This window comes from Ralstonia sp. ASV6, from assembly GCF_016429285.1.
Lineage (GTDB): Bacteria > Pseudomonadota > Gammaproteobacteria > Burkholderiales > Burkholderiaceae > Ralstonia > Ralstonia flaminis.
This window is the reverse complement of sequence record NZ_JAELUI010000001.1, coordinates 18,192-32,460: the sequence shown is the minus strand read 5'-3', so window position 1 is coordinate 32,460 and position 14,269 is coordinate 18,192. Positions and strand designations below refer to the sequence as shown.

The window sequence follows — 14,269 nt, the reverse complement described above, 5'->3', positions numbered from 1 at the left end:
GCTCAGCCTGCGTTCGTTGCTCGAACCACAGGCGGAGGTACCGTTGCTGCTGGGACGTGGCGAATGTCGGTCGCCGACGAATCCACATCAATCCAGTCGGGCTGATTCGGCAAGCGGTCGCCCAACTGACCTTGCAGAATCGTGATGGCACGCTGTGCTTGCGCAAGACTATGCTCACGTGCTTCTCGCAGCGAGTTTGCCAATGTCCTTGCGAGCGCAGATGCCTCAAGACGTTCTTTCGGGTTTAGCCGATTGAAATCGTCAGTCCCATTGTCGATGCCAGGTTCTCGAATGTCAGTGAGAAGAGCTTCCGCGAGCAAGCGCGCAGCATGCTCGAGCGCTAGGTCGTCGCGGCCGAAAACCGGTGCGAAATCGCGGGCCACGGCAATCATGATGGAAACAGAAGTCGGACCTTTTTCTGTCCATCGATAGTCTCGCCAGGCCTTCAGGAACCGGCACACCCGCTGCAATTGTTCCCCATGCTCTTCCACCCGGTCCTTAAACCACTTGGCAACATCATTCGGGTCCGAAGCCTTCCATTCGCCAGACCGAGTCGCCAGGACAATATCCTCCATCTCGTCCCAGGACTGGCCGACCAAGTCGCCAAACGCAGTATTTTCGGCAAAGTCCGCCGAATCCATTGCCATCGACTTTCGCAAGGCTGCTTTCAGTGCTACCTCGTTCACCTTCTTGAACTCTTCTTCGGAGGCCGCGTAGAGGGGCACATCGATATGCGCCCATGCTGCGACATTGACACGTATGCAGGTGTCCTTAGATGTGTCCAACGTCCAGCCTTCGCTTTTGCAGAGTCCCCTCAGCAATTGCTCCACCAGTGCGAAGTACGCCTTAGCCATGTGGATGGGCGGCCCGTTATCCTGCCAAACCGTGATGGGCAGGTAGACGCCGAAGTCCCAATCAATCTCCTGCGGCGGCAATGTACACGGATGCACGCAGGTCCCGTAAGCCCAAGAGCCCTGAGTACGGAAACGTGGCGTGACCTGCCGGTCCATGCCAAGCACTGTCATCGAGACTTTCTCGATACCCGGGCGCAAATGGTCGCGAATCTTGTTCCTGCACGCGACGAGGAACTCCCGTTGTCTGGAGGAGACGGCGATGTTGTCAGCAAATGTTCCGTTCTTGACGGACGAGTGGAGCAGGCGATTTAGTTTCAGCATTACGCGACCTTTCGAGAGTTGGCGCGAGGGCCATAGTGATAGACCGGCGCAGCCGCCGTGTACTCCATAAATTCGTTGAACGCAGCACTACCGACGAAGTCCTTCGCCGCTTCGGCCGCGGACCCAAGGAGAACCTCCCTGGCTGCGGCATCTGCTTTGTCTAGGGCAACCGCCTGAGCACGCTCATCCGTCAGGACGTCGTCGACGTGTACGTATTTACCTCCTGGGAATTGATGCCGGAGCATGTGGTCGGCCAACGCTTCCTGGGCAGAAATGCTCAGGCCGAAAAGTCGTTTCGGCGCGTTTATCGGCCACCAACCACCCCAATCAAGCGTTCCGCCGGAGCGGTTCCGTTTGGGATTGACCGTGAACTTGGATGACATCGTGCCGATGGAGAGCACCCGGACATCACCCTCTGACCGCGACACGCCAAAGAACTTGTACGCCTCATGGACGCCCAGTTGCCCTGGCGCATTGGCAAACAGCCCACCATCCACGTACTGGCAGTCGTTGAACACGTAGCGGGGAAACACAATCGGTGCTGCGCTGGTCGCCATAGCTACATCGACTATGCGATGGCGATGGTCCGTCTTAAAGTCTTCGTGATGCGGTGTCTTGAAAACTACCGGCAGCCCGCGCGTGTAGTTGATGGACGGCACGATGACCGGATGCAAACACTCGCCAATCAGCCGCTGACCAAAAACGTCCTCACTGGACAGGTGTTGAAAAAGTGTCTGGCTGCTGTACTGAGAACGGAAGAACCCGCGAATGGAGAACCGCCTACGGAAAATGGCTTCCCCATGTTTTTCAAAGAGCTCAACCATCGTCCGGGCCGGGATTTCAAGCGCGACCGCCAAGGCCAGGATGCCACCGATGGATGTACCGGTAACTAAATCAAAGCGCGAACCGATGGGTGCATCAATTTGCCGCTCGATTTCCGCCAATATGCGAGCCGTAAACAGCCCGCGATAACCACCGCCAGACAAGGCAAGGATTTGAAACCGCGATTTTTCTGTAGTCATCCACTTCCCCAAGGCAACTAGCGAATCTAGCCAGCTACTTCTTTTTCTGATGGCCGGCACCATACTGCGGTGGAAGACCGTTGTACAGAGTTAGCACTCCGTGGCCAAGAGTGCTAAGGCCCACTATAGGCGCCGTGTTGGAACAGGTCAAGGCACTATATGTAGTAATAAGTGCAGTGTAAATCACATTAACGTTTGATAAAGCGGCAGAGCTACGCTAATTCAGCATTAGCGTGCCGGGCGACTTGGCTGTGCGGGGTGAGTTTCGTATGGCTGGCGAAAATTGCGGAATCTCTGCCTTCCCACAAGTGCAATTGCAACTGGTAAGCGCCATTAAATGGCGGCACACCACCAGCAGGAGGGCCGGGTGACTGTCATGTTGACCTCAACGGTGTCACATAAGGAATTGGTGTCCGGGATGATTTCACCGAGTAAACCGGCTGCTGCACTCGCATACCAACGCCATCTGGGTATTGGACTTTGGCATTGCGTGGTATCTCGACCGTACGACACTTACCGTAGCCCCAATGGGCACTTGCACGCCAGCGCGTCGTTTCACTCGAAAAGTTCAATATTTTTATCAGCGATATTGCTGTATGCAGCGACCTAGCCGCCGGTGCACCCCAGATTTATGGTCTTTTGGTTTCGCTAGCAGCGGCTCGCCGTAAACGAATACTTAGACGACCGCACTCCGATTTTTTTGACTTGTGGCTTGTTAGCTCGCTGATGTGGCGCAGCAGTGCTGGTCAGCATGAGGGGGGTGATGGTCGGGACTGGTGCGATGGTCTCGAACCATTGTTCCCGACCGAGAGCCCGGGCAACCAGGACGAGTGTGCAACACACGACCCGCTGCAGCCTCCCAGATTCCGCAGTCGGCGAACACAGTTTTCGACGATATACGCATCTCGATGCGCGAGTGAAGTCTGGGCGGAGGGGTGCGCTGGTTACGAAAGCACCACCGGCGACTGCGCGCAAATTTCCGCTGCAGACATGGCTGTCTTCAGGCTCCGGCTCCTTTCGCTGCCCGGAAAATCAATGCTTGAATGGTCGGCCTTCATTTGCTAGGTTGGTTTTCGGCGCAATGCCAACCAGGCCCCGTTCTATCCACCGCCTCTGCACCGCAGACCGGCGAAGTCCCTTTTTATGAGAGGGTACGTAGTGGGTGGACGCGATGCGACCAGTCGAGTGCGACGCAAACCGGGCGCTAACGAGGCCAGTTTTGGTCGGTCTGTTGGGGCAGGCCGGAAATGGGGACGGAATCCACGTCCATCGCTGCCAAGCACGCGAGCAGAAATGCTGCCGAGAACCGTTTCCGGTTCACTTTGCGGTTGATTTGGTCGGCCGACTCATTGATGCCATACCGTTCCAGCCGTCGGGCCAACTCCTTGTAGCCCAGCTTGCGCTGCCTCATTCCATCCAGAAGCAGCATTTTGGCTTGCCCCTCCCATCGAGCGTAGGGCGCTTCCTCTGGCGCCTGTTCATCGCGCTGCGCACTTCGCATCCCCGTCCTCCAGCCTTCTCCGGCGCGCCGTCTTTTGGGGCGTCCGTACGCCTACAAGCAAAAATCGGTCTTATACGACCGATTCGCCAATTATGCCTGTCCGGCGTCCCTACACGTCTTTATCAGCAATTGATTCTCAGGTTGTGATGCTGGACAAGGCCCAACTAACCCAACTCTTCGACCGGCACGGCACTCCACCAGCCGGCCGCCAACTCGTTCTGGATGCGCGAATCCAGGCTCCTGTGCGAGCGGTACAGTCCCGCGGCGGTAATGTCATCACTGTGTTGAGCAGCCGCAAGATGGGGCGCGAAATCGCCACCGAAAGCCGCCACATTGAGTTTCCCGCCGCGATTGGCATGGAGTACGACGACCGTGTTCTCGAGTACTACCCGCAACCGTGCGAAAGGCGGTTCGAATTCATCGATGCCGCGACAGGGGAAATCCACTCGCACCGGCATATCCCTGATTTCCTGACCATCAGGGAAGATGGCTTCACGCTTGAAGAATGGAAGTCCGAGACCAAGCTCGAGCGTTTGGCCGAACGGTATCCATACCGTTACGTTAAGGAGCGCGATGGCCTGTGGCGCTCGCCACAAATCGAAGAGCAACTGGCCGAGCTCGGCATTCACTACCGAATCTGCAGCGACGCGGCTATATCCCGCCGCCGCGTGGAGAACCTGCTCTATCTGGAGGACTATTTTCAGCCAGCAGCCGAGCTATGCCCGTATGACACATTGGCAGTAATCAGCGAGGCGCTGAAGGAGCATGGCTACCTATCGTTTTCGCAGTTGCTCGCAGCACCCTACGAACTCAAGGCGGACCATCTCAACAAGGCCATTGCCGACAACCTGGTCGTCACCGACCTCGACCGCGAAACGCTGACAGAGAAGCGGTTGTTTCATCTCTATCGAGATGAGGTCCTGCGCGATTTCATGTTGGCCCATGCCTCTGTGAATCGCGTTCCAGCGCTCGGGCGCTTCGTGCTCGACATCGCGAAGGGGACCAAGTTCGAGTTCGATGGAAGGGAACTCACAATAGTCTTGGTGGGGGAAGAGACTGTTGTGTGCAACGAGCGGAATGGCTCGACCACCACCCTTGCCCGCGAGTGGCTAATAGCTGCGTACGAGAAGAACCAAATCACTGTCACTTCTGGTAGCCACGCCGAGCCAGAAGACTGGAGTTCCCATTCGTCGGAAGAGCTGGAGATTGCATCGCGGCGGCAAGAGATGCTTGAGTCTCCGCCGCCTGAGACAGTCATTTCTTCTCGGACCTTGCGGCGTTGGGCAGCACGCCAGCGCATCGCCGAGGCTAATGGAGAACACGAGGTCCTGGCGTTAGTTCGGCGGATTGCCAACCGAGGCAACCGTACGGCTCGAATCAGTGAAATGCAGATGACCCTGGTAGACCGGGTCATCGAGGAGCATTGGCGGAACAATAAAGCCATCAACTACAAGGCCTGCTACAAGTTCCTAGAAACTGCATGCGAGAAGGAAGGGGTGCAACCCGTTTCGTATCCAACGTTGATAAGGCACATAAAGGCAACGGAGACCAATCAAGATGTTCGGACGCGGTATGGCAAGCGTATCGCCTACCAGCAGGACACTTTCGTGCCCGTCCTGCACTACGACACGCTGGTGCACGGTCATCGGCCACTCCAGTACGTTCACATCGACCACACCCAGCTCGATATTGAAGTTATCTCCAGCCGGACCGGCAAACCACTCGGGCGCCCCTGGTTGACCTTTGCCGTCGACGCATGGTCCCGGCGCATTGTCGCGTTCTATCTAACCTTCGACTCGCCGTCATACGTCTCGGTCATGATGGTCATTCGGGACTTGGTTCGCCGATACCATCGATTGCCGCAGTTCATCGTCGTCGACAACGGTACTGATTTTCGCGCGTCGGCGTTCGTATCTTTTCTCAAGGGACGAGGCACGAAATTGCGTTTCCGCCCCGCCGGTCAGCCCCGGCACGGCACTGTCCTTGAGCGCCTGTTTGGGCGGGTGCATACCGAGTACATCCACAACTTGGCTGGGAACACGAAGGCGACCAAGAATGTACGTTCGGTCACTGGTTCACATCTGCCGGACAAACTCGCCGAGTGGAATCTTCAACAGCTTTATTACGGTATTCGGTATTGGGCTACCGAGTATTACGACCAAGAGCAACATCCGGCGCTTGATGAATCGCCAAGGGAGGCCTTTCAACGTGGTTTGCGTGAAAGCGGTGAACGTGAGCAAACGTACATCCTGTTCAACCGGGATTTTTTGATTGCAACTTGCCCGCCAGTGGACCGTAAGGGTACGCGCGACGTTAACCGACAGCGCGGGGTCAAAGTGGGCGACCGGTTCTACTGGAGCGAAGTGTTTCGCTCATCGAGCGTAGCGGGTGGGACCTTCCCCGTACGGTACGACCCCTGGGATGCCTCTTCGGTATACGTCTGGGTTAATGACCAGTGGCATCAAGCAGTTTGCCGGGCACTACTTGGCTTGGGTCAGCTGACGGAAGTTGAGCAGAAGCTGGTGTCCCAAGAATTTCTCCGTCGGACAAAAACAAAAGAAGCAGACCCGCAGGCTCGTCAACGCCTGCGCGAGTTTCTCCAAGTTTTCACGCCCGAGGGCGCTACGGCCATGGAGTTGGAGCGCCAGGCCGAGAACAAATCGCTCTACGACAGCTTACAGCTGGCGAGCGTCACGCCTGTGCCGCTGTCGCCCCGACTTAGCCTCACTGAGGAAATATCTAGTGCTGCCGACGTGCCGGCAGAGCCGAGTTCAACAACGACAAATCCGTCCACGCCCCTGCATGAGGCGACAGGGTTGGACGACCCTTTCGATTTTGATGATTTTTGAGACAACCCTATGTCGCAACAGAACTCTTCTGCACTGTCGCCAGTTCAGTCTTCCTCCAGCGTATTGCTGGCCAAGCGTATCAAACATACTCGTGTCATGGAGGTGATGGCTGAGCTTGATACGCTGATTTATCCGGGCAGCCAGGACAGCATCCTGCTGGTATGTGGGCCTACGGGGGCAGGTAAAACAACTTTGGCGAAGCATATGGTCCATGAGACATTGGACCGGACTCGCGTCGAGATGGAATCGAACGCCGGTGTGGTTCCCGCAATTTATGTTGAAGCCCCCGCATCGGGCGAGCACGATTTTTCATGGCGACTGTTCTATCAGCGCATCCTTGCGCAGCTCGGTGATGACCTCGACTCGCCGAAGGTCGCATATGGCGTTGACGCCCAATCCGGAAGGATGGTGCGTCCTCGGGGTGCAAGTGGCAACAGTCTCGCAGCGCTGCGTACAGCGGTCGAACGGGGACTGCGTGAGCGGCAGGTGCAGTTTGTCGTCATTGACGAGGCGGCCCACATCATTCGCCAGACGCGCAGTAACAACAAGCTCGAGATTCAACTGGACACACTGAAGTCGCTGGTCAATCAGTGTGGCACCCAGATGGTCATGGTCGGCTCGTATGACCTGTACCAGCTGGTGTCCCTGTCGGGGCAGCTCGCTCGGCGCACCCATGTGCTGCATTTCGAGCGCTATCGAAGTGACCGAGGGGAAGACGTTCGTTCCTTTGAAGCCTGTGTTCGCTCGTTCGAGAAGGCGCTGCCGCACCTTTGGGGGGGGCAATTGACTGGCTACACCAAGGAACTCCATGAGAACACGCTCGGATGTGTGGGGACGTTAAGCAGCGTGTTGACCCGAGCGGCCAGACTTGCAGAAGCAGGCGGAGCCTGGACTATCGACGCCCTGAAGCGGGCACTCCTCAATGAGGCTCAGCGCACGCGCATCCTCGAGGAAATCATCGATGGCGAGACCGCTATCGGTCCGAGCCTCACGCGGGTTATGTTTAAACCGCAGCGTTCTGGTGCAGGTCACAGCAGGAGCGCCGCGTGAGCACACAGTTGTCGAATCCACGCTCGGTCTTGCACGCGCTTGCGCCCAACGGTGTGGGGACCCCCGGCGTTGAAAGCCTGTTGAGCTATCTCTGCCGGCTTGCCGTGTCGCACGCGGTGTCAGTGACGGAACTATCGCGCAAGATTGCAAAGACTGTCGGTTGGGAGCTCTGTGACAACTACAACTGGAAGCGCCTCCACCTTAATGGCAATGGTGAAGCAGCGAGGAATTGGTCGGGTGCGCTCTCGGCACTGACAAGTGTTGAACAACTGGACCAGCTGACGCTGCTTCCATGGGCCGATGTTGTTGCTCAACAGAGCTTGACGACCATGTCGGCGCGTTGGTGCCCGCAATGTTTCGCTGAGGACCAAGCTGCAGGTCGCTCGCCGTATCTGCGGTTGGCGTGGGACATTGGCTGCGTGACAGCGTGCCCGCGACACCGAGCGCAGTTGGTCCACGTTTGTCCTGACTGTGGACGGACAGATGCGCGGCATAGGTTTGCCTATGTCGTACCCGGATGGTGTGCGCATTGTGGAGCGTTTCTTGGTGATGTTGAACATCCCATGCCCGCCACCCCGGAGGAGACCTGGAAAGCGTCCCAAGTCGGCGACATGCTCGCGGCACAAGCAACGCTTCAGGCTGTGCCGGCTCGGGAATCTCTACATGAAGGTCTGCGCGAACTGGTTGCTCGACTGGACCATGGCAAGAGCGCTGCGTTTGCGCGGCGAATCGGACTGAGCAAGGGCACGGTGCACCATTGGCTGAAAGATGGCGGCATTCCTGCTTTGCCCGCCCATCTTCGTATTGCTTCGCAGACCGGACTATCGCTTGCCAAATTGTTGGCTGGTGACTTGGCTAACTGGTCGCCCACAACTGAAGTTCACCAATTGACCTTCCTGTTTCCACGCCCAGGGGAGCGGGCAGCTCGAAGAGAACTGGACTGGGCGCAGATACGCGCAGAACTGACGGCCATGGGGAAGTTGTTGGTTCCCGTGAGCGTGGCTGAGGCAGCGCGATGCCTAGATGTCGACGTGCGCTTACTCTATCAGAGCGCGAACAAGGAGGCTCGCATCCTGGCCGAGCGCTGGCGGCAATATATGCGGCGCCGCGGAGAGCAAAGTGTTGCGAATGCATGTGAGGCCATCGAGGTTGCCTGCCAGGACATCGCCGGTCAAGGCAAGGCAATCAATCTCCGAGAGGTGAGAGAGCGGGTCCCCCCAGAGGTCATCGGGAAAGTGCGCAACGTTATTAGCCTCATTCAGGGCGCGAGAGAGCGTAACGAGGCGGGCTGACCATCTCGAACCAAAGAAAAAGCCGACCACTTGGTCGGCTTTTTTGCGTCTGCTGTTCCTGCCGCGAGCGGGAAAAACCGCTCAGGCTAACACCGGTTTTCGATAAAACATAACGTGTCCCAACGGGTAAACAACAATAACCTGTCCAGATGGCCACTTTATGCTTAACGGCACACTCCGCTAGAAGCGCGGCATTGTCGAAGAAGTGGTGGGACGTACAGGACTTGAACCTGCCTGCCTGCGTCGGTAAACCGTCGCTGCTCGACCCATGAGCTACCGTCCCGCCCTTACTATATCGACCCTTCCTGAGGAAACCCGAGTCGGGACATTTCCCTAGCCCAATCGGTCAGTCGATCGGGGCGGCCGAGGCATCCGGACGCTCTAGCCCGGAATGATCTTGCGCCGCCGCAAGTCGTCGAAGATGCGCATGAACATCGCTTCCGTCTCCACGTATTCATGAAAGCCGAAACGGCGTGCCTTGGAGCCGTCGCCAAACATGTCGTAGTCCCACGAGAACACGAAGTCGGCAAAGCGCCACGAAGACACGTCGCAATACGGCGTGTCAGTCAACCCATGCCTCGCGATTATGCTTTGCCACAGCGGTTCCTTGTCGGCCATGACGGTGTCGAGCGATAGGTGCAGCGGCGGGGCGACTTCCAGATCAAAATAGCGCGCGATCTTGGGCCACATTTCGCTCCAGCGGAACAGATCACCGTTGTTGATGTTGAAGGCCTGATTGGCACAGCGCGGCGCGGTCGCGGCCCACACGGTGGCGCGGGCGAGCAAGCCGGCATCAGTCATCTCAAGCAGGTGGTCGTACGCGCCGGGTTTGCCGGGAAAGCGCAGGGGCAGGCCCAGCTCTTTCGATATCGACGCGTACATGGCAATGGCCACGGCCAGGTTCATCGGGTTGCCCAGCGCAAAGCCGCCGACCACCGCTGGGCGGATGGCCGACCATGTCCACACCTTGCTATGCTGGCGTGCTTCCAGAAAGGTCTGCTGGTCGAACATGAATTCGGGCGGCATGAAGTGCGCATCGGTTTCGCGTGCCGGGGTCTTGAAGGGCCCCAGGTGGCCGCCGTAGACCTTGTAGCCCTGCATCAGGCTGATGTGCGCGAGGTGTGGCGCCGTGGCTTCCATGGCGTCGACCACGTTGGTCAGCATGGTGAGGTTGGGCGGCACGAGTTCGGCCCAGGTCGGGCGGTCCTGGTAGGCGGCGTAGAAAATGTGTGTGACGTTGCTGAGCGCACCGAGCTTGGTGCGGGCGCCGGCCGCATCGAGCAGGTCGACGGCGATGTGGTGCACACGCTCGGTCGACTCACCGCCGCGTCGCGACAGGCCGACGATGTGCCAGTCGTTCAGCGTGGCAAGGTGGTCGATCAGGTTGCGGCCGATCACGCCTTGGGCGCCGACGACGAGCGCGACTTTGTGGTGTGCAGTCATGATGGTGTGCGGTGGTGCGATGTTTGATCAGACGGTTTGCGGGCGCTGCGTTGTGGCATCTTCAGTGCCATGCAGGCGCAGGCCGATGGCGATGAGGAGCAGCGCACCGACGGGGGCCAGGGCGGCGACCCAAGGCAGGGCGGTCAGCCCCGGGCCATGTGAGATGACCACGCCGCCAACCCACGCACCGAGCGCATTCCCCAGGTTGAACGCCGCGATGTTGAAGCTCGACGCAATGCTCTGGCCGGCACCTTGCGCCTTCTCCAGCACCCACATCTGCAGCGGCGGTACGGTGGAGAAGGCCACGGCGCCCAGTAGCGCCACGAACACCACGGCCCACACCTTGTCGTGCACGGCAAACGTCATCAGCGCGAGCGTCACGGCCAGGGCAACGAGGGTGCCGATGAGCGTGCCGCGCAGGTGGCGGTCTGCCAGCCGACCGCCCACCAGGTTGCCGGCGATGAGCCCGCCGCCAAACACGAGCATCACCGGCGAGACGGCCGCGCTGGTATAGCCCGTTACCTCGATCATGAGCGGGGCGATGTAGGTGAACACCGCAAACACACCGGCATAGCCGAGCACCGTGGTCAACAGCCCGAGCAGCACGGGGCCGCGCATCAGCACACGCATGTCCTGGCGCCAGTCGCCGGCATCCTGCGGGGCGGGTTCGTTCGGTACGAAGCGGGCGATGACGGCCAGCGCCACCACACCAACGGCCACGATGGCCCAGAACGCGGCGCGCCAGCCATACGCCTGGCCGAGCCACGTGCCCAGCGGCACGCCAAGGATGGACGCCACCGTCAGCCCCGTGAACATGATGGCGATGGCAGAGGCGCGGCGGTTGGGCGGCACCAGACCGGTGGCGACCACCGAGCCGACACCGAAGAACGTACCGTGTGCAAATGCGGTCAGCACGCGGGCGGTCATCAGCAGGGCGTAGTTGGGCGCCAGCGCACAAGCCGCGTTGCCCACCGTGAAGATGACCATCAGCCCCAGCAGCACGGCCTTGCGTGGCCAGCGCGCCGTGAGCGCTGTCAGTACCGGAGCACCCAGTACGACACCGAACGCGTAGCCGGAAATCAGCAAGCCGGCCTGTGCGACGCTGACGTGCAGGTCTGCGCTGGCCTCCAGCAGCAACCCCATCAAAACGAATTCAGTCACGCCGATGCCGAATGCACCGGCGGTCAGGGCGAGTAAAGCGACAGGCATGGTCCTATGTCCTCAAAGCTGGCTTCAGTGGCGGAATTCGGGCAAGTATGTCGATGCTGAGTCTTGTGCGATAGACTGCCTGGAAGCACAACATCTATGAATTGAAATCACAATGTCGCGGCTTGATGTCAATCGCTTTGGCGAGATGGAAGTCTTCGTGCGGGTGGTGGAGCAGGGCGGGTTTTCGGCGGCGGCGCGGGCGTGTCGGATGACGCCGTCGGCGGTGAGCAAGCTGGTGGCGCGGTTGGAGGCACGGCTTGGTGCACGATTGGTGAATCGCTCAACGCGGCGCTTCCAGCTCACGCCGGAAGGCGCGGCATTCTATGAACGCAGCGTGGCGGTGCTGGCGGATCTGGACGAGGCAGAGCGCGAGGCTTCATCCGGTGCGCAGCCGTCGGGCCGTTTGCGTGTCAACTCCAATGTGCCGGTGGGCACGCATCTGCTGCTGCCGATCGTGCCGGCATTTCTGGCGTGCCATCCGCAGGTGTCGCTCGACATTGCGCTGACGGATCGGGTGGTCGATCTGCTGGAAGACCGCACCGATGTTGCACTGCGCAGCGGGCCACTGAAGAGCTCCCGCCTGGTCGCGCGCAAGCTGGGGCAGACGCGGCTGATGGTCGTGGCCTCTCCTGACTACCTGGCGCGCATGGGTACGCCGCGCACGCCGGCCGACCTGGCCGAGCACAACTGCCTGGCGTTCAGCTACGTGCGCGCGGTCAACGGCTGGCCTTTCACGAAACGGGGGCGCCGCACCGAGGTCATGCCGCAGGGCAACACGCAGATCAGCGACGGCGAGGCCCTGCGCGCTGTGGCCGTGGCCGGTCTTGGTTTGGCGCGACTGGCCGAGTTTCAGGTGCGGGCGGATCTTGATGCCGGGCGCCTCGTGCCGGTACTAGAGGAGTACAACCCTGGCGAAACCGAAGATATTCACGCGGTTTATGTCGGTCAGGGCGCGCATTTGCCGGCGCGTGTGCGGGCGTTTCTGGACTTTCTGGTCGCGCATGTGAAGGTTGCCTAGGCGGCAGTGCCCCCACGCTGGAAGGGCGTGGCGTTCACATTCGTAAATCCCTTCAAGTTGGTCAGCGGCGTGCCGTTTACCGCCACATAACGTGTGCTTGAACGGGGGAAGACGATGTCTCAACTGGAAGTCGATGAACGGACCAATCTGACGAACAACAACCGCTTTGAACTGTTGCTGTTCCGCCTGGGCGAATCCGCGCGCTCCAACCAGCGCGAGATGTTCGGCATCAACGTGTTCAAGGTGCGCGAGATCATGGTCATGCCGCCTGTCACGCACGTGGCGGATGCCGGTGCCCACATCCTGGGTGCGGTGAACGTGCGCGGCCAGATCATCCCGGTGATCGACCTGGCCAGCGTGATCGGCACCAAGAACGGCAATGCCAACATCCTGCTGATTACGGAATACGCGCGTTCCACGCAGGGCTTTGCGGTGGAAGAGGTGGACGAGATCGTCCGCCTTGAGTGGAGCCAGATCTTCCCGGCCGAGGCCAGCGTGGGCAGCAGCAACATCACCAGCCTTGCGCGCCTGGACGGCAATGCCGACAACTCGCGCTTGGCGCAAGTGATCGACGTCGAGCAGATCCTGGTCGACGTGTTCCCGACCCGCCGTGCCGATCTGGCACCGGACAACGATGAGCGTCCGATCAAGCTGCCGCCGGGTGCCAAGCTGCTGGTGGCGGACGATTCCGGCCTGGCGCGCTCGCTGATCGCCAACGGGCTGGAGGCGATGGGCGCACCGTACGTGATGACCAAGAGCGGCCAGGAAGCGTGGGATACGCTGCAGAACATCGCACGTGACGCGGCCCGTGAAGGCAAGACCGTGCGAGACAAGATCGCACTCGTGCTGACCGATCTGGAAATGCCCGAGATGGATGGCTTCACGCTTACGCGCAAGATCAAGACCGAGCCGGCATTCCAGTCGATTCCGGTGGTGATCCATTCGTCGCTGTCCGGCTCAGCCAATGAGGACCACGTGCGCCGCGTCGGTGCCAATGGCTACGTGGCCAAGTTCGAAGCCAACGAACTGGCGCAGGCGATTGCTTCGGCGCTGGGCTGATCGTTAGCCGCTCGCCAACTCCGGCGGCGTGCAATGCGCCGCCGGAAGTATCGTGTGCACTACTTGCGGCTCTGGTGGTCGCCGCCGAGCGGGTCGACGACAATCATCGTGCGGTCCAGCACACCGTTGTCGTCAAAGAGTGCGTTGAAGTGTGCCTGCTGATACCCGGCAACGTACATCCGGTATGACCACGCCTCGCGCTTCATGAGCGGGTAGTATTGCGTCGGCTCGCGCGGCATGCCGAAGCGCTCGGCCACATCGTGCTTGGTCCACACACCCGGGCGCGCTTCATAGATTTCCTTTTCGGTCAGCATCTGGCGAAACCCGGTGAGTTTGCCGCCGCTGTCGAAATCCGCTGCATAGACCTCGTGCCCCATGGGCTGCTTCGAATAGATCCAGCGTTGCGTGCCACCCGCGAGCTGATAGGTTTCGGTGGGTGTGCCGAAGGCCGTGCGCACGGCGCTTTCCGGTTGGCCGATCATCTTCTGCGCGGTCTGCACCGGCTCCAGCGACGCACAGGCGCAAAGCGCAACTGCGGTCGCGCCAATTCCGATCCATTTGGTGAGTTGAGTCTGCATGGCCATCCTCCGGTGTCTACGCGGGCCGTATCCGAATAGTAAACACCTTAGGCATGGCGGTTATTCCATGGGT

At 59.7% G+C, this 14,269-nt stretch carries 11 protein-coding genes and 1 pseudogene; 6 read left to right on the top strand and 6 right to left on the bottom strand.

Going from position 1 to position 14,269, the window contains the following annotated elements; genetic code table 11:
- Positions 1 to 2: 2 nt before the first annotated feature.
- The 3 genes from JHD73_RS00155 to JHD73_RS00145 all read right to left on the bottom strand — a co-directional run bounded on the left by JHD73_RS00155 (position 3) and on the right by JHD73_RS00145 (position 3,698).
- Positions 3 to 1,175 carry a cyclic GMP-AMP synthase DncV-like nucleotidyltransferase gene (locus JHD73_RS00155; protein ID WP_199026592.1) on the bottom strand — a complete coding sequence of 391 codons (1,173 nt, stop codon included), beginning with the start codon at positions 1,173 to 1,175 and terminating at the stop codon, positions 3 to 5.
- Positions 1,175 to 2,197: a CBASS cGAMP-activated phospholipase gene (locus tag JHD73_RS00150; RefSeq protein ID WP_199026591.1), complete on the bottom strand. Its 1,023-nt coding sequence runs from the start codon at positions 2,195 to 2,197 to the stop codon at positions 1,175 to 1,177. Before JHD73_RS00150 ends, JHD73_RS00155 begins: the two co-directional genes overlap by 1 nt.
- A 1,204-nt stretch (positions 2,198 to 3,401) precedes the next feature.
- Positions 3,402 to 3,698 (bottom strand): DUF6471 domain-containing protein, encoded by a 297-nt coding sequence (locus JHD73_RS00145; protein WP_199026590.1) that lies wholly within the window; start codon positions 3,696 to 3,698, stop codon positions 3,402 to 3,404.
- A 146-nt stretch (positions 3,699 to 3,844) separates the two neighbouring features.
- Between JHD73_RS00145 and JHD73_RS00140 the strand changes: the two genes are divergently transcribed.
- The 4 genes and pseudogenes from JHD73_RS00140 (at position 3,845) to JHD73_RS29010 (ending at position 8,889) form a co-directional block, all read left to right on the top strand.
- Entirely contained in the window at positions 3,845 to 6,547 is a 2,703-nt protein-coding gene (locus JHD73_RS00140) for a DDE-type integrase/transposase/recombinase (protein WP_199026589.1), read from the top strand.
- 9 nt (positions 6,548 to 6,556) lie between these two features.
- On the top strand, positions 6,557 to 7,597 hold the full coding sequence (locus JHD73_RS00135) for an AAA family ATPase (protein WP_199026588.1): 1,041 nt from the start codon (positions 6,557 to 6,559) through the stop codon (positions 7,595 to 7,597).
- A pseudogene (locus JHD73_RS29015) lies at positions 7,594 to 8,037 on the top strand (TniQ family protein); the annotation flags it as partial. The gene JHD73_RS00135 and the pseudogene JHD73_RS29015, both read left to right, overlap by 4 nt.
- Positions 8,038 to 8,160: 123 nt before the next feature.
- Positions 8,161 to 8,889, top strand: coding sequence for a hypothetical protein (locus JHD73_RS29010; RefSeq protein ID WP_233176719.1), 729 nt, complete (start codon positions 8,161 to 8,163; stop codon positions 8,887 to 8,889).
- A 381-nt stretch (positions 8,890 to 9,270) separates the two neighbouring features.
- Here JHD73_RS29010 and JHD73_RS00125 read toward each other — a convergent pair whose 3' ends face one another.
- Together JHD73_RS00125 and JHD73_RS00120 are read right to left on the bottom strand one after the other, a co-directional pair.
- Complete coding sequence (locus JHD73_RS00125) at positions 9,271 to 10,332, bottom strand: SDR family oxidoreductase (protein ID WP_199026586.1); 1,062 nt, start codon at positions 10,330 to 10,332, stop codon at positions 9,271 to 9,273.
- A 27-nt stretch (positions 10,333 to 10,359) separates the two neighbouring features.
- A complete protein-coding gene (locus JHD73_RS00120; RefSeq protein ID WP_199026585.1) occupies positions 10,360 to 11,541 on the bottom strand; it encodes an MFS transporter in 1,182 nt (393 codons plus the stop codon).
- Positions 11,542 to 11,653: 112 nt separating this feature from the next.
- Here JHD73_RS00120 and JHD73_RS00115 point away from each other — a divergent pair, with 112 nt between their 5' ends.
- Positions 11,654 to 12,559, top strand: a complete 906-nt coding sequence (locus tag JHD73_RS00115) for a LysR family transcriptional regulator (RefSeq protein ID WP_199026584.1) — start codon at positions 11,654 to 11,656, stop codon at positions 12,557 to 12,559.
- Positions 12,560 to 12,673: 114 nt separating this feature from the next.
- Entirely contained in the window at positions 12,674 to 13,618 is a 945-nt protein-coding gene (locus JHD73_RS00110; RefSeq protein WP_199026583.1) for a chemotaxis protein, read from the top strand.
- A 59-nt stretch (positions 13,619 to 13,677) separates the two neighbouring features.
- Here JHD73_RS00110 and JHD73_RS00105 read toward each other — a convergent pair whose 3' ends face one another.
- On the bottom strand, positions 13,678 to 14,196 hold the full coding sequence (locus JHD73_RS00105) for a hypothetical protein (RefSeq protein WP_199026582.1): 519 nt from the start codon (positions 14,194 to 14,196) through the stop codon (positions 13,678 to 13,680).
- Positions 14,197 to 14,269: the final 73 nt, after the last annotated feature.